Annotated in this window: 27 protein-coding genes; 18 read left to right on the top strand and 9 right to left on the bottom strand. The window is 66.9% G+C overall.

All coding sequences use genetic code 11. The features are described from left to right. The first annotated feature begins 70 nt into the window (after positions 1-70). Entirely contained in the window at positions 71-616 is a 546-nt protein-coding gene (locus B1790_RS25575) for a ferritin (protein ID WP_079926087.1), read from the top strand. Here the strand turns inward: B1790_RS25575 and B1790_RS25570 are convergent. From B1790_RS25570 to B1790_RS25560, 3 genes are read right to left on the bottom strand one after another with little or no spacing between them, the layout of a single operon-like run. Beyond that, on the bottom strand, positions 613-1,443 hold the full coding sequence (locus tag B1790_RS25570) for a glycerophosphodiester phosphodiesterase (protein ID WP_079926086.1): 831 nt from the start codon (positions 1,441-1,443) through the stop codon (positions 613-615). The genes B1790_RS25575 and B1790_RS25570 overlap by 4 nt on opposite strands. Then, complete coding sequence (locus B1790_RS25565; RefSeq protein ID WP_079926085.1) at positions 1,440-2,516, bottom strand: DUF4328 domain-containing protein; 1,077 nt, start codon at positions 2,514-2,516, stop codon at positions 1,440-1,442. The genes B1790_RS25570 and B1790_RS25565 overlap by 4 nt, the downstream gene beginning before the upstream one ends. 19 nt (positions 2,517-2,535) lie before the next feature. After that, positions 2,536-2,877 carry a rhodanese-like domain-containing protein gene (locus B1790_RS25560; RefSeq protein WP_079926084.1) on the bottom strand — a complete coding sequence of 114 codons (342 nt, stop codon included), beginning with the start codon at positions 2,875-2,877 and terminating at the stop codon, positions 2,536-2,538. Positions 2,878-3,251: 374 nt separating this feature from the next. On the opposite strand from B1790_RS25560, the gene B1790_RS35105 reads away from it, so the two are divergent. Then, a complete protein-coding gene (locus B1790_RS35105; RefSeq protein ID WP_185934890.1) occupies positions 3,252-3,407 on the top strand; it encodes a hypothetical protein in 156 nt (51 codons plus the stop codon). A 71-nt stretch (positions 3,408-3,478) separates the two neighbouring features. On the opposite strand, the gene sodN is transcribed toward B1790_RS35105, so the two are convergent. Beyond that, positions 3,479-3,901: a superoxide dismutase, Ni gene (gene sodN / locus B1790_RS25555; protein WP_079926083.1), complete on the bottom strand. Its 423-nt coding sequence runs from the start codon at positions 3,899-3,901 to the stop codon at positions 3,479-3,481. Positions 3,902-3,923: 22 nt separating this feature from the next. On the opposite strand from sodN, the gene B1790_RS25550 reads away from it, so the two are divergent. The 3 genes from B1790_RS25550 (at position 3,924) to B1790_RS25540 (ending at position 5,844) form a co-directional block, all read left to right on the top strand. Further along, entirely contained in the window at positions 3,924-4,268 is a 345-nt protein-coding gene (locus B1790_RS25550; protein WP_079926082.1) for a S24/S26 family peptidase, read from the top strand. 129 nt (positions 4,269-4,397) lie between these two features. Further along, positions 4,398-4,931, top strand: coding sequence for a peptidase (locus B1790_RS25545; protein ID WP_079926081.1), 534 nt, complete (start codon positions 4,398-4,400; stop codon positions 4,929-4,931). Between the two features lie 514 nt (positions 4,932-5,445). Next, on the top strand, positions 5,446-5,844 hold the full coding sequence (locus B1790_RS25540; protein WP_079926080.1) for a helix-turn-helix transcriptional regulator: 399 nt from the start codon (positions 5,446-5,448) through the stop codon (positions 5,842-5,844). On the opposite strand, the gene B1790_RS25535 is transcribed toward B1790_RS25540, so the two are convergent. From B1790_RS25535 to B1790_RS25525, 3 genes are all read right to left on the bottom strand, one after another. Further along, positions 5,841-6,965 (bottom strand): hypothetical protein, encoded by a 1,125-nt coding sequence (locus B1790_RS25535; RefSeq protein WP_079926079.1) that lies wholly within the window; start codon positions 6,963-6,965, stop codon positions 5,841-5,843. The genes B1790_RS25540 and B1790_RS25535 overlap by 4 nt on opposite strands. Further along, positions 6,962-7,453: a DUF955 domain-containing protein gene (locus B1790_RS25530; RefSeq protein ID WP_079926078.1), complete on the bottom strand. Its 492-nt coding sequence runs from the start codon at positions 7,451-7,453 to the stop codon at positions 6,962-6,964. The genes B1790_RS25535 and B1790_RS25530 overlap by 4 nt, the downstream gene beginning before the upstream one ends. A 63-nt stretch (positions 7,454-7,516) precedes the next feature. Beyond that, positions 7,517-8,572, bottom strand: coding sequence for a hypothetical protein (locus B1790_RS25525; RefSeq protein WP_142271501.1), 1,056 nt, complete (start codon positions 8,570-8,572; stop codon positions 7,517-7,519). A 231-nt stretch (positions 8,573-8,803) separates the two neighbouring features. Between B1790_RS25525 and B1790_RS25520 the strand changes: the two genes are divergently transcribed. The 7 genes from B1790_RS25520 (at position 8,804) to rraA (ending at position 13,221) form a co-directional block, all read left to right on the top strand. After that, positions 8,804-9,460, top strand: coding sequence for a DUF6474 family protein (locus B1790_RS25520; protein ID WP_079926076.1), 657 nt, complete (start codon positions 8,804-8,806; stop codon positions 9,458-9,460). A 68-nt stretch (positions 9,461-9,528) separates the two neighbouring features. Beyond that, complete coding sequence (locus tag B1790_RS25515) at positions 9,529-10,005, top strand: hypothetical protein (protein WP_233165311.1); 477 nt, start codon at positions 9,529-9,531, stop codon at positions 10,003-10,005. Between the two features lie 48 nt (positions 10,006-10,053). Next, positions 10,054-10,752 carry a YcnI family protein gene (locus tag B1790_RS25510; RefSeq protein WP_079926074.1) on the top strand — a complete coding sequence of 233 codons (699 nt, stop codon included), beginning with the start codon at positions 10,054-10,056 and terminating at the stop codon, positions 10,750-10,752. Further along, a complete protein-coding gene (locus tag B1790_RS25505; RefSeq protein WP_079926134.1) occupies positions 10,752-11,258 on the top strand; it encodes a copper resistance CopC family protein in 507 nt (168 codons plus the stop codon). Before B1790_RS25510 ends, B1790_RS25505 begins: the two co-directional genes overlap by 1 nt. Then, the gene (locus B1790_RS25500; protein WP_079926135.1) at positions 11,255-12,178 is read left to right on the top strand and encodes a CopD family protein; all 924 of its coding nucleotides are present in this window, start codon (positions 11,255-11,257) and stop codon (positions 12,176-12,178) included. Before B1790_RS25505 ends, B1790_RS25500 begins: the two co-directional genes overlap by 4 nt. 69 nt (positions 12,179-12,247) lie before the next feature. Beyond that, positions 12,248-12,727, top strand: coding sequence for a hypothetical protein (locus B1790_RS25495; RefSeq protein WP_079926073.1), 480 nt, complete (start codon positions 12,248-12,250; stop codon positions 12,725-12,727). 14 nt (positions 12,728-12,741) lie between these two features. Continuing rightward, complete coding sequence (gene rraA, locus B1790_RS25490) at positions 12,742-13,221, top strand: ribonuclease E activity regulator RraA (protein ID WP_079926072.1); 480 nt, start codon at positions 12,742-12,744, stop codon at positions 13,219-13,221. Positions 13,222-13,292: 71 nt separating this feature from the next. On the opposite strand, the gene B1790_RS25485 is transcribed toward rraA, so the two are convergent. Further along, on the bottom strand, positions 13,293-14,762 hold the full coding sequence (locus tag B1790_RS25485; protein WP_079926071.1) for an NAD(P)/FAD-dependent oxidoreductase: 1,470 nt from the start codon (positions 14,760-14,762) through the stop codon (positions 13,293-13,295). Positions 14,763-14,838: 76 nt separating this feature from the next. On the opposite strand from B1790_RS25485, the gene B1790_RS25480 reads away from it, so the two are divergent. Continuing rightward, the gene (locus tag B1790_RS25480) at positions 14,839-15,480 is read left to right on the top strand and encodes a TetR/AcrR family transcriptional regulator (RefSeq protein WP_079926133.1); all 642 of its coding nucleotides are present in this window, start codon (positions 14,839-14,841) and stop codon (positions 15,478-15,480) included. A gap of 26 nt (positions 15,481-15,506) precedes the next feature. Then, entirely contained in the window at positions 15,507-16,763 is a 1,257-nt protein-coding gene (gene dinB / locus B1790_RS25475; protein ID WP_079926070.1) for a DNA polymerase IV, read from the top strand. An 8-nt stretch (positions 16,764-16,771) separates the two neighbouring features. Here dinB and B1790_RS25470 read toward each other — a convergent pair whose 3' ends face one another. Beyond that, entirely contained in the window at positions 16,772-17,779 is a 1,008-nt protein-coding gene (locus B1790_RS25470) for a PHP domain-containing protein (RefSeq protein ID WP_079926069.1), read from the bottom strand. A gap of 115 nt (positions 17,780-17,894) precedes the next feature. On the opposite strand from B1790_RS25470, the gene B1790_RS25465 reads away from it, so the two are divergent. From B1790_RS25465 to B1790_RS25450, 4 genes are all read left to right on the top strand, one after another. Continuing rightward, positions 17,895-18,725, top strand: a complete 831-nt coding sequence (locus tag B1790_RS25465; protein ID WP_079926068.1) for an EspA/EspE family type VII secretion system effector — start codon at positions 17,895-17,897, stop codon at positions 18,723-18,725. A 35-nt stretch (positions 18,726-18,760) separates the two neighbouring features. Next, a complete protein-coding gene (locus B1790_RS25460) occupies positions 18,761-19,072 on the top strand; it encodes an ESX-1 secretion-associated protein (protein ID WP_079926067.1) in 312 nt (103 codons plus the stop codon). A gap of 27 nt (positions 19,073-19,099) precedes the next feature. After that, positions 19,100-19,546 carry a YbaB/EbfC family DNA-binding protein gene (locus B1790_RS34430; RefSeq protein WP_142271500.1) on the top strand — a complete coding sequence of 149 codons (447 nt, stop codon included), beginning with the start codon at positions 19,100-19,102 and terminating at the stop codon, positions 19,544-19,546. A 297-nt stretch (positions 19,547-19,843) separates the two neighbouring features. Then, positions 19,844-21,061, top strand: a complete 1,218-nt coding sequence (locus B1790_RS25450; RefSeq protein WP_079926065.1) for a hypothetical protein — start codon at positions 19,844-19,846, stop codon at positions 21,059-21,061. Positions 21,062-21,118 lie beyond the last annotated feature (57 nt).

Raw genomic sequence — 21,118 nt, 5'->3', positions numbered from 1 at the left:
AGGGCAACCTCGCCTTAATTAGTCAGACCTTTGATGACAATGGGCACTGACCTGCACTATCGTTCCCCGCATGAGCGAAGCAACAACCCACGACACCAAGTTCCACCACCTGCTGCAGGAGCAGATCCGCATCGAGTTCACCGCGTCGCAGCAATACACCGCGATCGCCGTTCACTTCGACTCCGCCGACCTGCCGCAGCTGGCCAAGCACTTCTACGCTCAGGCTCTCGACGAGCGCAACCACGCGATGATGCTCGTCCAGTACCTGATCGATCGCGACGTCGAGGTGGAGATCCCCGGCACCGATTCCGTCCGCAACGCGTTCACCACGCCGACCGAGGCGCTGCGCCTTGCACTCGAGCAAGAGCGGACCGTCACCGACCACATCAGCCGCCTTGCCGCCGTCGCGCGCGACGAGGGCGACTACCTCGGCGAGCAGTTCATGCAGTGGTTCCTCAAGGAGCAGGTCGAGGAAGTCGCACTGATGACCACGCTGGTCCGGGTCAGTGAGCGCGCGGGCGCCGACCTGTTCCACCTCGAGGACTTCGTCGCTCGCGAGATCGGCGCGGAAGAGGCCGACGCGACCGCCCCCAAGGCCGCAGGCGGCAAGCTCTAAGAGCCGTCAGGTTGGGCTTCGGTCAACCCGTTCTGCAACCAATCCTTGGTGCGGCCCGGGTGATTCGTCGCCACCCAGGCCACTCCGACGTCGCGGCAGTACCGCACGTCCTCGTAGTGGTCAACGGTCCAGCAGTACAACGCCCTGCCATGGGCGGCAGCGCGGTCGACGAGTTCTGGATGCTCGCGCAGCGTGGCGATCGACGGTCCCACCGCGGTCGCACCGACCGTCGTCGCCGCGCTGCCGCCCAGGTACCGGGACGTATCACCCAACAGCACCGTCGGGAGCATGGGCGCCGCCCGGCGAATCCGCCACACCGCGGCCGCAGAGAACGAGATCACGACGGCGCGGGACAAATCGGCCGACGCCGGTGAGGCGATGCCGTACCGGTGCAGCAGCGCGAGAACCTTGCTCTCCACCAATGCGCCGTAGCGCACGGGATGCTTCGTCTCCACGAAGATCTTGACGGGACGCTTCCAGTCGAGGACCAGCGAGATCAGGTCGTCGAGGGTCAGCAGTCCGGTCTCGCCTTGGCCGCCGCCCGCCTGTGCGCTGGAATGCCAAGCGCCGTAGTCGAATTCACGCAACTCGGCGAGCGTCATGTCGCTTACCAGGCCGGTGCCGGTCGACGTGCGGTCGATTCGTCTGTCGTGGACGCACACCAGATGACCGTCGCGCGTGAGCCGCACGTCGCACTCCACCCCGTCGGCGCCCTCCTCGAGGGCGAGCTCGTAGGCGGCGATGGTGTGCTCGGGGCGTTCGGCCGACGCGCCCCGGTGCGCCACCACGAAGGGGTGCCCACCCACTGCCCCGTCGGCCGAAGTCATGCGCTGATGATGCCTGACGCCGCCGGTTCCTTCCGGTCCGACTCAGCGGGTTCCGGGTCGCGGTCTTGAGGTTCGGCGTCCTCGGGGACCTCGACGTCGTTCTCCTGGGTCTTGGCGTCGTCGACGACGACCCACCGCTTCGTGGGCCGCTGGTCGACGGCCCGATGCTCGAACCCCTGATACATCCGCACGGTCAGCAGGAGTGCGGCGAGAGCTGCCAGGAAGGCGATCGTGACGACCATCGTGTTGTTGGCGATGCCCTGCGCGTCGGTGGTGAAGCTGGTCGCGAAGGCGAACGCCGACACCAGGAAGCTGACCCACCACCCGCACCACCACACCACGATGGGGGTGCGCAGCCATGACAGCCGTCCCTCCGCTCTGGCCAACTCGATGACGAACACCGGTGCCCAGAAGAGGTTGACCAACGGCAGCAGGCAGCACACCCACAGCTGCCACGCCGGACGCGGATCCTCGACGTTCGAGCGCGCGTAGGTGTTGGCCCGCCGAACGACCAGCCAGTTGGTCAACACCACTGCGGTGGCGATCAGCGTGAAGAACACCAACACGCTGGCGGCGACACCCGCCCACGTCGCGATACCCGCCACGATCGGGTTGAGCAGCCTCGAACGGTTGTAGAGCAGTAGTCCGTAGTTGGCGATGTGGACCACGATGGCGAAGACCAGCGCCAGCATCGTGACCAGAAGCGTCATCTGGACCATGCGCGTCGCCGTCTTGGGCGGTTCGGCCGCCGGCTCGGGTGCGGCCAGCTCGAACCGGTCCTGCAGCCCCCAGCGCGGAATCACCGAGTACCTGGGCGTCGGTCCCAGCGGCCGGGGCTGACGGCGGGCAGGTGGGGCGGCGCCAGGACGCACCGCGATCCAGCGGTAACCGGCGGGGAGTCGCTGACCCGATCCGGTGGCTCCCGGCTTCGTGCCCGCGGCGGGCCGCGTCGACCACTGCGGTTCCGGCTCCGCCGACGGTGCAAGCAGCGAGCCCTGGCAGCGGGGGCACCAGACACGCTGGCGGTCCCGCACATTCCACCGCGTGCCACACCGTGAACAAACCTGGATCACGCGACCAGCCTACGGTTCCTCAGACGCTGCCCGCAGAGCCGTCGTCGGTGACGACGGCGCGTCCGGCTCCGGCCCACGCGAGCATGCCCCCCGCCACGTTGAGGGGCTCGTACCCGTTGCGGGCGAGGTACTGCGCCACGCGGAGCGACCGGCCGCCCGCATGACACATCACGTAGAGCGTGGCGTCGGTGTCGATCTCAGAGATCCGGGCCGGCACGTCGCCCATCGGAATGTGCTGCGCGCCCTCGGCGTGACCGCGCTGCCACTCGTCGTCCTCGCGGACGTCGAGCAGAACCACCGATTCGTCGAAGGCGACGGGGACGTCGGCGATTTGGGCCTCTCCGACCTGGTCGTCAGTCACTGCGCACTCCTCGTTTCGTCGCGGATCTCACCCCACCAATGCTGGCACGGCGAGAACAGCAATCAGAGGCCTATCCACAGTTTCCACAGGTTCATGCACAGGTACCGAGGCTCGGAAACACCCCTGACCCGGCAAATCCGTCGATGACCCGAAATTGACTGTGGATAACTCAAGACCGCGACGCCCGCTGATCAACAGGGCCCGCGACGCCGAGCGAAAAACGACGCCGAGCTAACGATCCCTGGCAGACGCACGGCGTCTGCGGCAGCAGATTTTCCTGGCCGATCCACAGGCGCTATGATCGCGACCACAAGCAACGTTGTGACAGATCTCACTGGGGCAACAACGTTGATCGCGCAGGTCAGGAGCTTTTGATGGCATCTCATCCACTGGGACCGGGGGCTGTCCCGCCGTCGGAATGGCATACGTCCGCACACGTCTACACGCACAGCCATTTGATGGCGTGCCTGCGGGCGGGACTGATCGCCCTCGCCCTGCTCGGCGTGCTCGCGCTCATCGTCTTGACCTGATCACCCCTGCTACGAAAGAAGGCCGGCTCCGCGCTAAGCGCTGAGCCGGCCTTACTTCGTTGGAGGGGTGATCAGGCGGGTGGGTACACGCCCATGTCCTTGGCCTTCTCGGTCTGCCAGAAGATGTCGGAGATCTCGTCGATCGTCTTGAGGAGCTTCTCGGCGACGGCAACGTCGGTCGACTTCTTCACGTCGCCCGCGCCGTGAACGCCGTCCCAGAACAGCTGGTGCAGGTTCGGGAACTGCTCGAAGTGATCCTTGGTGAAGAAGTCCGCCCACAACACCATCAGGTGGTGCTTGACCTCTTCGGCGCGCTGCTCCTTGATGATGATGGCGCGCGTCTTGAAGTGGTCGTCGTCGGAGTCGTGGAACTTCTTCAGCGTCTTGAGGCAGGACAACGCCTCGATCTTGGCCTGAGCCGGATCGTAGACACCGCAGTACAGGTCGCAGTGGGCATGGGCGGGAGTTGCGTTAGGTAAGAGTCGAGGAAGCATGTATGCAACTTACCCTTTGAGGATGAGCGGCAATCAAGCTCCGCGAGGCTGGCCCCTTCGGATCTTTCGAGTCGACGGCGAGTCCATGCGCCCGACGCTTGGCCCTGGCGAATGGTTGGTCGGATTCCGCGACGGCCGTGAGCCCGAACGAGACCAGATCCGGGTGTTCCGCGATCCGTCGAAGTCGACCCGGTGGCTCGTCAAGAGGGTCGGCGACGTCCACCCGTCCTCCCACGGCGCGGTATTCGAGGCCCGTTCGGACAACCCGAGAGCGCGGTATGCCTCCGACTCCCACGACTTCGGTCCGGTCAGGGCTCGGGGGTCCTATCGCGTCGTGTGGAGGTACGCCGGACGGCAGCCGCGCTGACCTCGCCGGTTTCGGTTGCATTACTGGCACTCGTGTCCTATTGCGTGCTAGCTGCTACCTGCCGCAAGCTTTCGGGACTGACCCACAGCCGTGTCGGGCGGCAATCATGCGCACCGAACGGAGGCAGTGATGGATACCGGATCTCATGGAGCCATCGAAGTCGCACCCTTCCACTCCGGTGGATCACTCAAGGGTTTCGTCGTCTCGGGCCGCTGGCCGGACTCGACGAAGGAATGGGCCCAACTGCTGATCGTCGCGGTCCGGGTGGCCTCGCTGCCCGGCCTGCTGTCCACCACGACGATCTTCGGCGTGCGTGAGGAGCTTCCCGACGAACCAGCGCCGGGGACCGTCGGCCTGGTCATCGCCGAGGGCACCGTGGTCGGCGACGCCGCGATCCCGCCGGGGTACTTCGCCCGCAGGCAGCCACCGGCGTTGTTGATGCTGCACCCACCGTCGGAGACGATGCCGTCGCTTCCGGAATGCGCGGGTGCCGCGTCGGGATGCGTTCTGCTTCCCGGACTGCCGCACCTCGGTCTCGATCACCGAGCGGCGTGGGTGGAGGCGGAGTCCGACGGCACGATCACCTCGATGGTCAGCAGGGTGGGCGTCGACCCGATCACGCATCCGGACACCGCAGTCCTGGCCATGCTGCTCGCCGCCTAACCTGGCCTCCAGCGCTCCCGCCGGCGGCCTTCGGGGCCGCCGCGTACTCGTTTCGTCGACCGATTCGACGGAACCAACCATTGGCTACTGTCACCGCGACGACTGACGCCGCGAAGGATGCTCGCCTCCGTCGGGGACTGACGTGGGCGAAGGCAGCCTCGGTAGCTGCGCCCGTAATCGGCAGCCAAATTCAGGAGCAAATTACCGATGTCGTCGGAGCCGAGCGTTGAACCGATTTCTCAAGGCCGATACGGCCTCCCGCTATTTGGTAGCGAGCACGCCGAGAGACAGGGCAAAACAACTCGAGCGTTATTTTTGGCTTAGCGGCGCTTCGGTTCGGCGCAGTCCGAGCCAGGGATAACCGCTGCTAGAGCACACAGGTAAGGGTAGTAACGTGGGGTGCAACGGACTTTAGGGTGGTTTGCACTTGGTTGTCGGCGGAACTCTCGCTACGATGATCAGCAAATACGCCTCAAGGGACGCCCGCTCGTAACGCTAAGTGGAGGACAGATCGATGAGCATGACTTTTTCCGCCAGGCTGAACCGCCTATTCGACACCGTCTACCCCCCGGGACGTGGCCCCCATACGTCGGCTGAAGTCATTGCCGCCCTCAAGGCTGAGGGCGTCACGATGTCTGCGCCGTACCTCTCCCAGTTGCGTTCGGGCAATCGCACCAACCCCTCGGTGGCGACCATGGCGGCCCTGGCCAATTTCTTCCGCATCAAGCCGGCGTACTTCACCGACGACGAGTACTACGAGAAGCTCGACAAGGAACTCACCTGGCTGGCGAGCATGCGCGACGAGGGCATCCGCCGCATCGCGGCCCGCACCGTCGGACTCTCTCCCGAGGCGCAGCAGGACATCGTCCAGAAGGTTGACGAACTCCGTCGCCAAGAACACCTCGACGACTAGCTCGACGCGACGCTCACCTTGTTCTCGAGCGTCCGGTACTGATCGGCAATCGCGAGGATCCACTCGCGATCCGAATACGACGGCGGCTGGCGTAGCCAATGTGGCCCGGGGAAGGCGGCGTTCGCCGCGTCCCCGGGGTTATCCCTGCCGGCGTTGATCCACTCTGCGATGCGCAGCGCCTGTTCGTCCGGCTCGACGTCGGGCGAATCCGGGTGCTCGTCGTCGGTCGACGCGGCGGCGTCCTCACCGCCGAGCGCGCGGGTGGCCTCGAGGTACAGCGCGTCGGAGATCATCGACATCTGCTCGGCGACCCGGAACAGCAGCGGCCCCCGCGGCCGGACCCCGATGCCGACGTTGGGATGCCGTCGACTCAGCTCGTCGAGCAGGGGCTGGATGATCCGCAATTCGTGACGCGCGCCGAACCAGTCCTCGACGCTGGGGAGCAGCGACCCACTGGCCACGACGAGCATCGCGCAGCCCAGCAGTGTGGCGGCGGCACCGACACCGATGAAGTCGGTGGTGCCGACGGCGCGCAGCAAGAAGAACGCGCTGGCCAGGACCATGAGTACGACACCGATGGTGAACACGAAGAGCGCGCGTCCACGGCGGGTTCGGTTCGAGTGACGTACCCCGGCCCAGACGACCAGGGTCAACGCGAGCATGACGTAGAGCAGCGGCAACAGCCACGACACCGTCATCGCACCGGACCCGAGGTTGCGCCGCAAGTACTCTTCTGGCGCCATCTCGGGCTGCTGCGGCGAGGTGAAGAACGCCACCATCGTCAGCGCCGCGATGAGGGTCGCGATCCCGTACTGGATGACCGCGATGCGGCGAATCGTCGCGGGTTTGCGCTCGGAGGCGGCCGACGTGATCATCACGCAGCTGCCTGCGGCGCAGGCGATCAACGCGACCTGGCTGAGCACCGTGGACACGTTGGGCCATCGGACCAGGGTGTCGATCAGGAGCGTCAGCGGTTCCCAGTTGAGTGCGGCCACCAGTCCGAGGCTGCCGAGCGCGAGGATCATCGCCGCGCTGACCAGGGACTGCTTGTTGACGAGTGCCCAGCCGATGCGCAGGCCGGTTGCCAATCCGAGGAGACCGGCGATCACCCAGATGATCAACCAAACGCCTCTCCGAGGCGCACCTGCACGATCGAGGCGCGGTCCGACGGCAGTCGACCCAACCGATAGATGAGCAGCGCGGCGAAGTCCTCGGCCTCCTGTTCGAGGTCCTCCCCGCTGGGACCCATGCAACCGGTCCGTTGGTTGAGCATGTAGCCGATGAGGTCGGAGCTGGCGAATTCGGTGTGGTCCCTGGCCGCTTCCACCACGGAAATGCCTTCGTGGCCGAGGACGAGGTGACCCAGTTCGTGCGCGAGGGTCCGGTCTCCGGCGGGCAGGCCCTGCTGGATCAGGAACACGTCTCGATCGGCGTACTGCCGCCACTGGCCACACACACCCGACGGCAGGTCCGCCATCTTCAGCTCGATGGGTCGGCCGCGGCTTTCTGCCACCGATTCCACGAGGCGGGCAAGCGATACTTCGCCCCGCCGGGGCGCTAGATCGAGAACCTCACTGACGGCGCGCGTGACGCGACGACTGGCTGGCATCGGATTCCCCTCTCGATGAGTCCACTATTCCCGTCCTTTCGTGCCGAAGCACGGCGAATTCGATCAACTGGTGAACCTGGCGGTGCCGTTGGCGCGCAATGCCTGGCCGGCGCGGGCCTGCCGGAACCCGAGCAGGCCTCCGGCAATGGTGAGACCGAGGATGCCCGTGACGCCGGGCACCGCCACTGCCGCCATCTCCCCGATGCTTGCGGTGCGCAGGTATTCGCCATAGCCGGCTCGGTAGGTCGCGGGCATCGTGCCGTTGCTCGCACTGAAGGCGGGCGGGTTCCGTTCCTGGGCTCGGGGTGGCGGCGCCGGGCTCGCCGTCGCACCCGTTCGGGGTACCGCCGGCCCCGGTCGCGGTGCGACGCCTGGCCCACCCGCTCCACCCACTCCGACGCCGCCAGCGCCGAGCGGGGCGACGACGGCGGGTAGCGCGACCGGCGCGAGGGGCAATTCCGCTGCGGCGGTTGCCAATCCGCCGATCACGTCGGCGGTGGGATCGACGGGCACGACCGGTAGCGCCGGTGACCGCGGGATGCCGACACCGGACGGCGGTGTACCGATGCTGATGCCGCCGCCACCACCGTTGCCGGTACTGCTGCCGTTTCCTGGCGGAAGGGCGGGTCCCGGCGGCATCGGCCAGCACCACGGCCACCACTTCCACCCCGGATGTTCTTCGGGTTCGTCGGCGTCCGAGGCGGGTTCCTTCTCGTCGGACGGCGGGTCGGGCGTCGGAGTGTTCTGGGTTTCGGTTTGCGGCGACGCCGTACCGGTGGGGTTGGCGTCTTTGCTGGGGGCCGTCGGGGTGCGGGTGGTTCCGGTGCCGCCCAGCGGGATGCCGCCACGGCCGTCACCGATTTGCGACGTAGGCCTCGGCGGTTTCGCCTTTGGAGTGGCCGTTGCGGTGGGCGTGACGGTGGCAGTCGCCCTTGGCTCGGAAGGCCCGGAGGGTAGTGCCGGGCTGCCCGCGTCCGTTGGATCGGCCGGTGCGCTTCCGCTGTCGTCGCCCTGAACAGCATCGGGGTCGGCAAAGGCCAGCGCGGCACCGGCACCGCTGACGAACAACCCCGACACCATCAGACAGGCCGCCGCGGCGATGCGAACTCGCGTAGCCACGTGACAACACCCCTCACGACTCCGCAGGGACGCCCCTGCGGCATCCCCGATCGGTGTCGCCGATCAGGGGCAATTCTTGCACAATTACGCCTTGTCGTTTGCTGGCGCTCAGAGACCCACGTCTGGAGATCGGGGCCGGACCGGGACGTCGACGCGAGCGGCGATAGTGTTGGCGACACCAGCGCAGCCACGAGCGCCAGATCACGACGAAATGACCGGGAGGCAGCCGGGATGGGCCTGTTCAGACGGCGGAAGAGCCGGGCTACTCGGCGTGCCGAAGCCAAGGCGATCAAGGCCAAGGCGAAACTCGAGGCACGACTCTCCGCGAAGAACGAAGCGCGGCGCATCAAGGCCGACGGACGACGTCAGGTCAAGGCGATGAAGGCGACCCTCAAGGCACAGCGGGCCAGCGACCGAAACGCCCTCCGGGTGGCCGAGGCCCAGCTCAAGGCGGTCCACGAGGGAAGGCTGCTCTCGGCGTCCCGCATTCGCCGGGTGTTGACCGTCTCACGGATGCTGGCTCCGGTCGTAGTGCCGATCGTCTACCGCGCCTCCGTCGCCACGCGTGGTTTCGTCGACGAGCGGCGCGCGGACCGACTGGGTGTCTCGCTGAGCCAACTCGGTCAGTTCTCCGGAGCGGGTGGAGCACTTTCGGCTCGCATCGCCGGCGCCGAGCACACGCTGTCCCAGGTGGCCGCGAAGAAGCCGAAGGACGCCGAAACCAAGCAGTTCGTGGCGGCGGTGACGGATCGGCTCCGGGACCTCTCGGCGGCCGTGACCGCGGCGGAGAACATGCCGACCCCGCGTCGCAAGGCCGCGCACGCCGCGATCAGTGACCAATTGGACGGAGTCGACGCGGACCTGATGGCCCGTCTCGGAGTGGTCTGATCGGTACCCAACCCCGCCGACGTACGCCTCCGGCGGCGCGCCTCGTTCCAGGGGCCGCGGCGGGGGCGTTGACGGCGACGCTGGCGGTCGCCGCGCACGGGACCGCAGGTGGTGGCCTGCCGTCGGGACCCACCGCGGCCCTGCTGGCCCTGCTGTCGATCACCCTTGGCTCGCTGGTGGCGACCATCCGGGCCACCCCCGACTTCCGGTCTCTCCTTGCCGTCCTCGCGGTCGGACAACTGCTGGGGCATGCCTTGCTCGGCGTCGGCGGGCACTCGCACCCGTCGGTCGAGGGGGCGCCGTCGCTGCTGATGCTCGCCGCTCACCTCGCGGCGGTCGTGGTCGGCTCGGCCCTGATCGCTGCGGGAGGGCGGCTCGCCGCAGCGGTGTCACGCGTGCTCGTCGCGGCAACGCGGTGCGACCGTCACCCCGTCGCCGTGACGTCCTCGACCCCGTTCATCAGTGCCGATCAGCCCTTGCAGTCCTTGCGCTTCCTGTCGGCGACGTTGTCGCATCGCGGTCCACCGGTCTTTCTCGCCCGCTAGCCGAAACGACCATTCGACCCTTTCGACCCTCGAAGGCAACAACCCATCATGAGATCTGCTCACCGGGCGTCCTCGCGCGCCCTCATCACGACCGCCGCCACGGGCGCGGTCATGTCCATCGCACTGCTTGCCGGTGCGGGAACCGCCTCGGCACACGTTCACGTCGACGCCGACGGCGCGGCCCCGGGCAGCACGTCCGTGCTGACCTTCCGCGTCCCCGGAGAATCCGAAACAGGCGCTCTTACAACCGCATTCAGTGTCGCGCTACCCAATGTCGCTTCCGCGCGCACGGAGGTCATGCCGGGGTGGACCGCCCGGCTGGACCGCGACGCCGCCGCGGGCACGGTTCGGTCGGTCACCTGGACGGCCGCGCCGTCGGTCGGCATCTCGTCAGACCAGTTCGCGCTGTTCAACGTCTCGGTGACCCTGCCCAACCAACCGACGGTGACGCTGCCGGCCACCCAGACCTACTCGGACGGCACCGTCGTGCGGTGGGACCAGCCGCCCCTGCCCGGCGGTGGCGAGCCCGAGCACCCCGCACCCGAGCTGAAGCTGACCGGAGCGTCGGCCGAAGGCCACGACGACCACGAACAGCCCGCGGCCCCGATGGCCACGGCAGCCGCAGAGCCGGCCGCCGAACCGGCGTCGGCCCGCCCCGACGACACCGCGCGCTGGTTGGCAGGCGGCGCCTTGGTGCTGGCCGCCGTGGGGGTCGTCGTGGCGCTCACCGGACGCCGCCGGACGTGATCCGACGGTTGACGGCCGCGGCGCTGATCGGTGCGGCGCTCGCGATGGCCGCACTGGCGGGCGCCGGCGTCGCGTCGGCGCACGCCGTTCGCGTGGCTGCCGATCCCGCACCCGACAGTTCCGTCGGCAGCGGTCCGGCGCGCGTCAGCGCGACGTTCAACGAGCGGTTGCAAACCGACTTCGCGGCCATGACCGTCGTCGGACCGGACGGCAACCTGTGGTCGACGGGGCCGGTGGACGTCGCGGGTCCCGTCGCCAGCGTCGCGTTGCTGCCGCTGGGCCCGACGGGCGCCTACACCGTGAACTACCGCGTCACCTCGGCCGACGGCCACGTGGTCAGCGGCTCTTGGTCGTTCACCCTGACGGTGGCGGGAACCGGTTCCCCAGGTCCCAAGGTCGGGAAGTCCTCCGACGAGTCGGACGGGATGCCCGTGTGGCCGTTCGTGGCGCTGGCCGCGGCGATCGTCGGCGGCGGCGCGTGGGTGGCGGTGCGGCGGCGCACGTGAGCAGACGGCGAGCGGCACTCCTCGGCGCCCTGTGCGTCGGGGGTGCCGCCGCGTTGGCGTTGGTGCTTGGTTCGCCTGCCTCGAGCCTGGTTCGCGCGGTCTGCGACGTGGCGGCGGTGGTCACCCTCGGCCTGGTGGTCGTGCCCGCCGTCGACGTCGAGCGCTACCGCGACGAGTTGGCGGCGCGCGCCGCCCGCCCCCTGGTCCTGGTGTCGGCGGTGTGGACGGTCGCCGAATTGGTCCGGCTCGTCGTCGGTGCCGCCGAGGCAGCGGGCTGGTCGGCTGCCCGGGTCGGCGTGCGCACCACGGTCGCGTTCGCCACGGACACCGCGGTGGGCCGGGCGGGGTTGGTGTGTCTGAGCGCAGCGCTGGTGGTGTGCGTCGTCGCGCTGTCCTCGCCGAGGGGCACCCGGCCGGTTTCGGCGCCGGGCGTGCTCGCCGTTGGCGCGGCTGCCATCGGGGTCGCCGGGCGGAGCCTGGTCGGCCATCTGTCCGAGAGCCCGCTGGGTGGGATGGCGGTGGCGGTCCACGCGCTGGCTGCGGCGGCGTGGTGTGGCGTTCTCGCAGGGCTGGTCCTGGTGGTGACCCACCGCGGACAGTGGGCCAGGGTCTTGCCACGGTTCTCCCAGACGTCGACGTGGTGCGTGGTGGTTCTGCTGGTGTTCGGCGTGGTGGGCGCGGCCGTCACGCTGACGTCGCCGTCCGACCTCTACGGCACCGCATACGGGCGCGTGCTGTCGGCGAAGGTGGTCGTCACCGCCGTCCTAATCGTGCTCGCGGCGCGGAATCGAGCAGGCTGGCTGCCTGCCGCACGCTCTCACCGCGCCACGGTCGACGTGTCGCGGAGCCGGTCGCGGGTCGAGTTGGCGGTGATGGCGATCGCCCTGACCTTGGCAGCCGCGTTGGCGGTCACGGGTTAGCCAAATCCGTCAACTGGCATGATGGTCACCGCTGCCGACTACCCATCGCACTGCAAAGGAGCAGCCACTATGGCCGACGAGCAAGATCGACAGGGCCAGTCGCCCGACGATCGATCGCCGGACGCTGTCGCCGAACCGGCCCCGAAGGCACCCGCCACGCCGCCGGCGAAGACGCCGCCAGCCAAGGCAGCCAAGAAGGCCCCGGTGAAGAAGGCTCCCGCCAAGAAGGCCGTACCTGCGAAGAAGGCGCCCGCGAAGAAGGCCACACCGCCGCCTGCCGCGGTCACTCCTCCGCCGCCCGTACCACCCGTACCGTCCCCACCGTCGCCCGCGCCGAATCCTCCAGCGGAGGCCAACGGCGATCGCGCACCGATCTCGCCGGCGAAGGAAGTTGCGGCTCAAGCGAAGTCGACGGTCGCGAGCGCTCCGACGCCCATCCCGCTGCCCGGTCCGGAGTCGTCTCGTCTGCCACTGGTCGTCGCCGTGGCGGCGGGCGCGCTGGCCCTGCTGGTCGTGTTGCTGGCGCGTCGCAGCTCCGACGACGACTGAACTGGTATCCAGCCGTGACCATCGAACCTCGCGCCACCGCCGACCTCGTCGACGAGATCTACCCCGACGTCCGCAGCTGCGATCTGCAATTGCAGAACCTCGGCGGCGCGACGATGTTCGCCGGACCGGTCACCACCGTCCGGTGCTTTCAGGACAACGCGCTGCTGAAGTCCATCCTGTCCGAGCCGGGGCACGGGGGCGTGCTGGTGGTCGACGGCGAAGGATCGCTGCACACGGCGTTGGTCGGTGACGTCATCGCCGGTCTCGCCGTCGAGAACGGCTGGGCGGGCGTGATCGTCCACGGCGCGGTGCGCGACGCCGCCGCGCTACGCACGATGAACCTCGGCGTCAAGGCGCTGGGCACCAACCCTCGCAAGGGCACCAAGACCGGGGCCGGTCAGCGCGACGTGGCGGTGACCTTCGGCGGCGTGACGTTCACCCCGGGAGAGATTGCGTACTGCGACGACGACGGGATCGTCGTCGTCAGCGGCTAACCTCGCCGAGCAGACGTAAAGGGCCCTGACACGCGGCGCGTCAGGGCCCTTTGCGTCTGGTCGCGGGAGTGTTAAACCCCAACGGCCGCAAGGTGTTTGGTGAAGTGCAGAGCCTCGTCGTCGACCTTGCCCTGACGGATCAGCCGGAGGTCGAGCAGGTAGTTCTGCTTGAGCCGCCACGGTGCCCGTGAGCCCGACTTCGGCAGCTGGTCGATGGCCCGCAGGAAGTAGCCCGGCGCGAAGTCCATGAACGGCAATTCGCTGACGGCTGCGCCTGGGTGCTCGGGCACGACTCGGTCGAAACCGTTGTCGTCCATGTAGTTCAGCACACGGCAGACGAATTCCGAGACCAGGTCGGCCTTCAGCGTCCACGACGCGTTCGTGTACCCGAAGGTGATGGCGAAGTTGGGGATGCCGGAGAACATCAGCCCCTTGTAGGTCATCAACGACGTCAGGTCGATCGGCTGACCGTTTAGGGTCGGAGCCAGACCGCCGAGCAGTTGCATGTTCAAACCCGTTGCGGTGACGATGATGTCGGCGTTCAGCACCTCGCCGGAGGCGAGCTTGATACCCTCGGGGACGAAGGTGTCGATCGTGTCGGTGACGACGTCGGCATTGCCCTTGCGGATGGTCTTGAACAGGTCGCCGTTGGGGGCCAGGCAGAGTCGCTGATCCCACGGGTTGTAGCTGGGGCCGAAGTGCTTCTCGACGTCGTAGCCCTCGGGCAGCCGGCGCTTGGCCATCGTCATCAACGTCTTGCGCATGTAGTTCGGGAACTTGCGGGCGAGCTGGTACTGCGCGGTGCTGAAGATGATCGCCTTCCAGCGGTTGACCACGTGGGCCACGTTTTCGGGAAGGTACTTGTTGGCGGCGACCGCGACCGGGTCCACGTCCGGCAACGAGCCGACGTAGGACGGCGAGCGTTGCAGCATGGTGACGTGCCCGGCGCCGCTTTTGACCAGCGCGGGGATCAGCGTGATCGCGGTGGCGCCGCTTCCGATGACGACGATCTTCTTGCCCGCGTAGTCGAGATCCTCCGGCCAGTGCTGCGGGTGCACGATGGTGCCTGCGAAGTCGGCGGACCCGGGGAACTCCGGGGAGTAGCCCTCGTCGTAGTTGTAGTAACCGGTGGTGGCGAAGAAGAACGAGCACGTCTTGGTGACCTCTTCGTCGCCGGTGTCGACGGTGACGGTCCAGCGGTTGTCGGCGTCGGACCAGTCGGCGGCGACCACCCGGTGGTTGTAGCGGATGTTCTTGTCGATGCCGTTCTCTGCGGCGGCGTCCTTGATGTAGGACAAGATTGACGGGCCGTCGGCGATCGCCTTGGCCGACGTCCACGGCTTGAACCGGAAGCCGAGGGTGAACATGTCCGAGTCCGAGCGAATGCCGGGGTACTTGAACAGGTCCCACGTGCCGCCCATGCTCTCGCGGCGTTCGAGAATCGCGTAGGTCTTCGACGGCGAGCGGTCCTGCAGATGCCAGGCCGCGCTGATACCGGAGATGCCGGCGCCGACGATCAGGACGTCGAGGTGTTCAATCATGGCGACACGTTATCAACAGGGTGTCGAGTCAGTCAACACCCTGTCGAATATTTCGACATGCAGTAAAGTGCAGGCCATGACCACTGCCAGCACGGCCCGATCCGGGCGGGGACGTCGCTCGACGCGCCCGTCGGGCGACGAGCGCGAGGCAGCCATCCTCGCGACGGCCGAGCGACTGCTCGAGGACAAGAAGTTCGCCGACATCTCCGTCGACGACCTGGCCAAGGGTGCCGGCCTGTCGCGTCCGACGTTCTACTTCTACTTCCCGTCCAAGGACGCGGTGCTGCTTGCCCTGATCGACCCGCTCATCCAGCAGGCCGACACCGGGTTCGACGGAGCCACGCAGCATCTGCCGACCGATCCGCGACGGGCCTTCCGCGAGGGCATCCGTACCTTCTTCACCGCGTTCGGCTCGCACAGCGTCGTGGCCCGGGCTGGCACCGAGGCCCTGGCCAGCAGCCCGGACTTCCGCGCCGTCTGGTCGGCGTTCATGCAGAAGTGGATCGACCAGACCGCCGCGCTGATCGAGGCCGAGCGGGCCCGCGGCGCCGCGCCCACCACCATCGACGCGCACGACCTCGCCACGTCGCTCAACCTGATGAACGAGCGGACCATGACGGCGACGCTGGTCGCCGAGCCGGGCTCGGTCGCTCGGGATCGCGTCGTGGACACCCTGGTGCACATTTGGCTGACCAGCATCTATGGGGACAGCCAGTAGCTTTCGTCGGGCGTCGATGCGAACATGTGTTCGTGTCCGGTGCGCAGGGGGTGGGCGAGGCGAACATCCTGCACGCCGATCTCGACTCCTTCTACGCGTCCGTCGAACAGCGTGACGACCCGTCGCTGCGCGGCAAGCCGGTGATCGTCGGAGGCGGCGTGGTGCTGGCGGCCAGCTACGAGGCCAAGGCGTACGGCGTGAAGACCGCGATGGGCGGGCGCCAGGCCAAGCAACTCTGCCCGCACGCCATCGTGGTGCCGCCCCGAATGGCGGCCTACACCGACGCCAGCGCCGCGGTGTTCGAGGTCTTCCACGACACCACTCCCCTGGTCGAGCCACTATCGGTCGACGAGGCGTTCCTCGACGTCAGCGGGTTGCTGCGGGTGTCGGGCACCCCGGTACAGATCGGTGCCCGCCTGCGGGAGCAGGTGCGCGACCAGGTCGGCCTGCCGATCACGGTTGGCATCGCCCGCACCAAGTTCCTCGCGAAGGTGGCCAGCCAGGAGGGCAAGCCCAACGGGCTGCTGCTGGTGCCGCCCGACCGCGAGTTGGAATTCCTGCATCCGTTGCCCGTACGGCGACTGTGGGGAGTGGGCGCCAAGACCGCCGACAAGCTGCACGCCCACGGCATCCACACCGTGGCCGACGTGGCGGAGCTGAGCGAGTCCATGCTCGGGTCGATCGTCGGCGGCGGGATGGGCCATCAGCTGTTTGCGTTGTCGCACAACATCGATCGCCGCCGGGTCGTCACCGGTGTCCGACGCCGCTCGGTGGGAGCCCAGCGGGCACTTGGCCGATCGGGAAATTCGATGTCGCACAGTGAGATCGACGCCGTAGTGGTGAACCTGGTGGATCGCATCACCCGACGGATGCGCAAGTCCGACCGCACCGGACGCACCGTCGTGCTGCGCCTGCGGTTCAACGACTTCAGTAGGGTCACCCGGTCACACACCCTGCCGCAAGCCACCGCGTCGACCGAGGCGATCCTTTCGGCAGCAAGGGATTTGGTGGCCACCGCGGGTCCGCTGATCGCCGAACGCGGCCTGACGCTGGTCGGCTTCGCGGTGTCCAACATCGACCGCGACGGCGCGCAGCAGCTCGAGCTGGAGCTGCCGTTCGAGTCCTCCGGCGACAAGCGCAGGACCACGGGCACGCCGGAGCATCTGTTGGCCGTCGACTCAGCGATGGACGAGGTTCGCCGCCGGTTCGGCAGCGCGTCGGTGACGCGCGGTGTGCTCGTCGGCCGGGACCCTGGGCTCGAGATGCCGATGCTGCCGGACTAGCCCTGGAACTAGCCCGCCGTCGTCCAGGCCAGGAGCTTCTCCACCGGCCAGGTGTTGACGATCCGGTCGACGGGGACGCCGTTGTCCAGGGCCCGTTGGGCGCCGTAGCCGAGGAAGTCCAACTGGCCGGGCGCATGAGCGTCGGTGTCGATGGAGAAGTCGCAGCCGATCTCCAGTGCCATGGCGAGCAACCGGGTGGGTGGGTCCCGGCGCTCGGGCCGCGAGTTGATCTCGACGGCGGTGCCGTGGTCGCGGCAGGCGGTGAAGACCTTTTCGGCGTCGAACGCCGATTCGGCCCTGGTTCCGCGGCCGCCCTCGACCAGCCTGCCGGTGCAGTGGCCGAGGACGTCGGCCTGTCCACCCGACACCGCTCGCACCATCCGGCGGGTCATCGCCGCGGAGTCCATCTTCAGCTTCGAGTGCACGCTGGCGACCACGACGTCGAGCCGCTCGAGCAGGTCGTCGTCCTGGTCGAGGGTGCCGTCGTCGAGGATGTCGACCTCGATGCCGGTGAGAATTCGCATGGGCGCGAACGTGTCTCGCAGTTCGTCGATGACGTCGAGCTGCTCGCGGAGCCGGTCGGCGGACAGGCCGTTGGCGACCGTCAGCCGTGGCGAGTGGTCGGTCAGCGCGCAGTACTCGTGGCCGAGAGCCTTCGCGGCGGCCATCATCTCCGAGATCGGGGCCGAGCCGTCCGACCAGTTGGAGTGCAGGTGCAGGTCGCCCCTGAGCGCCGCCCGAATCTCACCGCCGCCGAGATCCATGGCGTTGGAACGTAATTCGACCAACACGTCGGGCTCGCGGCCGGCCCACGCCTGCGCGATGACGGCTGCGGTCTTGGGGCCGACGCCGGGCAGCGACTGCCAACTGTTGGCCTTGCCGTGCTTGTCGCGTTGCGCGTCGTCGAGGTGCTCGACGACGTCGGCGGCCTTGCGGTAGGCCATCACCCGCCGGGAGTCCTCCCGGGCACGGTCCTTGTAGTACGCGATTTGGCGCAGCGCTGCGACTGGGTCCACGAGTCCAGTGTGCCCTTGAGCGAGGACGTCTACTACACCCAAGGGCGCTCAAAATGCCGCGCTGGGCCTCGGCCTGCGGGCGATAGGCTGTATCCGGGAAAAGGGGAGAGAAAACGTGAGCTTGCTCGGGGAAGCGATTGACCTGCTGCGCAAGTATGGCGACGTCATCGGCGACAAGTGGAGCGATCCACCCGGTCCGCTGGACCGCCAGCTCCCCAATAGCGACGCTCTGGGAGCGATAGCCAATTTGGCGGAGTCACCAATAATCATGGCTGCTCAGCTCGCCATCTACGGAATGAAGGTCACGACGGGTTCAGGAGAACCTGAGACTGGCGAAGCATTCGTCACGTCTGAGAAGAAGTACAGGGAGGCTGGCGAACTGCTGGAAAAGACTGAGATCTACGACCCCGATCAGTGGGACGGCACGGCCGCGAATGCATATCAGGCCAAGGCTGCCGACCACCGACATCAAACCTTCGAAGTCGCCGAGGGCGAGAAGGAGATGCGGCCCTTGCTGCAGGCCTTGGGTCAGAAAGTCAAGGAAACCCGTGACGGCCTGCAGGGTCTCATCGACTTCCTCGCACACTACGACACCGCAACCTCCTGGATGAACAGCATCCCCGGCGGTGCAATCCCGAAGGCAATCGCCGACGCGGGCGTTGCCTCGACGCAACTCAGCATGGCCCAGGTGAGCATGGCTGCACTGGTCGCCGAGTCCTATGACAAGGCCGACAAGATACGGGCGGTCGCCAGCCGTTACGAACGCGCCTCTGCGCAGCAGTTGTTCGGAGAGCAAACGGACCCGGAGGGAAATCGCATCGAACTCCCCTGTGGAGAGCCCTTCGGCGATGAGCGCACGAATGGGACCTTGCCGTCGCGCACCGATCCCGACGCAGCCTATAAGCCACCGTTCTATCCGGAACCGCCCGTCTTGCAGCCCAAGTAGATTGACCGACGCCACAACGTGAACGGAGAAGCGCGATGACGAACAACTTGTCGGTGCTGACCGACTTCATCGACGACATCTCAACTAAGCACGGAACTGCCGCCGGGGAGCTCAAGGTCGCCGGCGAAACGGTCAACGATCTGGGGGCAAATGTTCTGGCCACGCACGGCGTCGTGTGTGCGTTGAGCAATATGGCCGTTTCAGAGGTGGAAACAGCAAGAGACGCCGCCGCTGAGAAGCTATGGAAGATGTCACATGACCTTTCGGTGCGGTTGGCGGAGGCGTCGGCGAATTACCAAAATGCGGACTGGCTCGCGGGTCGCGACATCGATGCCTGCCAGATGTGACGCGCCGCGGCCGCACTGGAGGTGCTCGTGATCGCTGAGGGCTCATGGGATGACGAAGACGGAATGGACGACAGCCAAATTGGCAACCGTTCGAATGCACTTTATGAACCGACAGAAATGGAGAGCGACGATCCGAGCCCTACGGTGACATTCACGGCGGCAAATCCTCAAGGCAGTGTCGCGGCGACCGCTGGCCTTGGCGGACGGATTCAGCGAGTCGAACTGACTGCGCGTGCGATGGACATGACGGCAGCCGAATTGGCCGAGGAGATCGTCGTCATTGCGGGCCTGGCCTCGGAGAAGTCGCAAGCGGCTCAACACGCAGTCGCCGTAGAACTCATGCGCTCGATGGGCCACGATCGCGTCAGCACCAGCGGGTACCTCGAATACACCGTCGGGTTGCCGTCTCCCAACACCGCAGAAGCGCGTGCCGCTGAAATCTTCGCGACCCGGTACGCGCGTGACTCCGATTAAAGCAGTCCTGCACCCGGTTGCCTCGATGCTCACGAATTCGACTGTCCCTGAACGCGATCCGCGTGATTCATCCCGTGCCACCTACAGGGGCGTGGATGTCTCGCGCAGCCTTCCGGCATGAGCACGCCACGGGGTGCGCAGCCGAGCCAGCCTAAGCGCCGCCGAACGTGGTACGTGCTGATTGCTCTGGTCGCCGTCACTGCCTTGGCCGTGTGTGTCTTCGTCTGGTGGAAACACGACGGACGTCTCGCTACCCGCGGAACTTGGCACAACACGGGGAATGCTCTCTCCTCGGCGATGCGAGAACAGCCCGTCCCAGGATGGCGCACCTCCGCCACCGATCTCGGACTGCCCGAAACAGGTGACGGAGCTGAACCGAGTCGAATTGCAGAGAGCAACGACACCTTTGGCCCTCGGCCGTTCATCGGCCGGATCGGTGACAAGGCCTTCTTCCTCGCCCGAAGCGGCAGCGCATCGAGCACCCAATGGTGGTTGACCGGAGTCGACGTAAATAGTGGTCAGCCAGTCTTTCCAGCCGTACCGCTGCTCACCGACGTTAAGTTCCCACGGTGCTTCATCAACGGACCAACCGACGTGTTGTGTCTGAGCTATGAACTCTCCGCTACGGCTTGGGTCGTCGATGCCCAGTCGGGCACGGTCCTCTACAACGGACCGACCGACTTGGGCGCCCTTCCCGGGCCCCTCGTCGTCAAGCAGATCGCAAATCACGCCGTCGCCAGCGCAGCCCGCCAAGGTGTCTACGGCATCGGTCACCGCGCAGAGACCACGTGGTTCGTGCCCGGTGATGGAACCGTCGTGGGAACGGCCGACGTCGACACCACTCTGGCCACCCAAGGCTCGACAGACAGGTCGGATTGGAACACGACGGTGTTCGACGTCCGCGACGGCCGCGTGTTGAAACCCGAGGGGCAAGACGGCACCAAACTGGAGACCACCGTGCTCTACCCGGGCGGCTTCGCCGCCGTCGCTGAGGTCGACGACAAGCTCACGGGCGTCCAGTTCTTCGACGAAACTGGAAAGCACCTCGGCGGAGGAATCGAGGGAAGACCCACCACGGACCAATCGGGGACGATCCCGATCGTGGCAGGCTCCGAGGTCAAACAGTCGGCCGTGTTCTCTCCTGGCGGCGGATTGTTGCTCGACATGCCGTCGGGAAACAAATATGTCGTAGGCGATTCGATCCTGTTGAACGAGAGCAACAGTGATGTCTTCTCGATGTGGCGGCAATACGATTTGAACACTGGAATGAAGGGTGCTGCGTGCGACTTCAACATGGGTAACTTCCTCGGAAGTGACGGCACGGTGTTCGTGTTCGAAGTCACCAACCGGATGGCTGGCCTAGTAGCCAAGGCCCGCGACCGCAATACCTGCGAGACGCTGTGGACGCTGCCAGCCGCGGTCGACTCACTTGCTCACGTCTGGCGGGTCAACGACACCCTCGTCCGACTGTCCGACGACGGAACCGAATTGACCTCGCTCGTCGCGCCCGGCTAGCCATGCACCGTGCGGGCGTATATCGCCGGCGCTATCAAGTTCCTGGGTGCATCATGC

The organism is Mycobacterium sp. AT1 (assembly GCF_002043095.1).
Classification (GTDB): Bacteria; Actinomycetota; Actinomycetes; order Mycobacteriales; family Mycobacteriaceae; genus Mycobacterium.
The sequence above is the reverse complement of the archived record's forward strand: the minus strand, read 5'-3'. Positions and strand labels throughout refer to the sequence as shown.

Bases quoted from the DNA above. Each gene is read 5' to 3' on its own strand.
- sodN (WP_079926083.1), bottom strand. From the start codon at position 3,901: ATGCTTCCTCGACTCTTACCTAACGCAACTCCCGCCCATGCCCACTGC.
- B1790_RS25570 (WP_079926086.1), bottom strand. From the start codon at position 1,443: ATGACTTCGGCCGACGGGGCAGTGGGTGGGCACCCCTTCGTGGTGGCG.
- B1790_RS25550 (WP_079926082.1), top strand. From the start codon at position 3,924: ATGAGCGGCAATCAAGCTCCGCGAGGCTGGCCCCTTCGGATCTTTCGA.
- B1790_RS25520 (WP_079926076.1), top strand. From the start codon at position 8,804: ATGGGCCTGTTCAGACGGCGGAAGAGCCGGGCTACTCGGCGTGCCGAA.
- B1790_RS25510 (WP_079926074.1), top strand. From the start codon at position 10,054: ATGAGATCTGCTCACCGGGCGTCCTCGCGCGCCCTCATCACGACCGCC.
- B1790_RS25485 (WP_079926071.1), bottom strand. From the start codon at position 14,762: ATGATTGAACACCTCGACGTCCTGATCGTCGGCGCCGGCATCTCCGGT.
- B1790_RS25460 (WP_079926067.1), top strand. From the start codon at position 18,761: ATGACGAACAACTTGTCGGTGCTGACCGACTTCATCGACGACATCTCA.
- B1790_RS25450 (WP_079926065.1), top strand. From the start codon at position 19,844: ATGCGAGAACAGCCCGTCCCAGGATGGCGCACCTCCGCCACCGATCTC.
- B1790_RS35105 (WP_185934890.1), top strand. From the start codon at position 3,252: ATGGCATCTCATCCACTGGGACCGGGGGCTGTCCCGCCGTCGGAATGG.
- B1790_RS25575 (WP_079926087.1), top strand. From the start codon at position 71: ATGAGCGAAGCAACAACCCACGACACCAAGTTCCACCACCTGCTGCAG.
- B1790_RS25530 (WP_079926078.1), bottom strand. From the start codon at position 7,453: ATGCCAGCCAGTCGTCGCGTCACGCGCGCCGTCAGTGAGGTTCTCGAT.
- B1790_RS25540 (WP_079926080.1), top strand. From the start codon at position 5,446: ATGAGCATGACTTTTTCCGCCAGGCTGAACCGCCTATTCGACACCGTC.
- B1790_RS25480 (WP_079926133.1), top strand. From the start codon at position 14,839: ATGACCACTGCCAGCACGGCCCGATCCGGGCGGGGACGTCGCTCGACG.
- B1790_RS25545 (WP_079926081.1), top strand. From the start codon at position 4,398: ATGGATACCGGATCTCATGGAGCCATCGAAGTCGCACCCTTCCACTCC.
- B1790_RS25495 (WP_079926073.1), top strand. From the start codon at position 12,248: ATGGCCGACGAGCAAGATCGACAGGGCCAGTCGCCCGACGATCGATCG.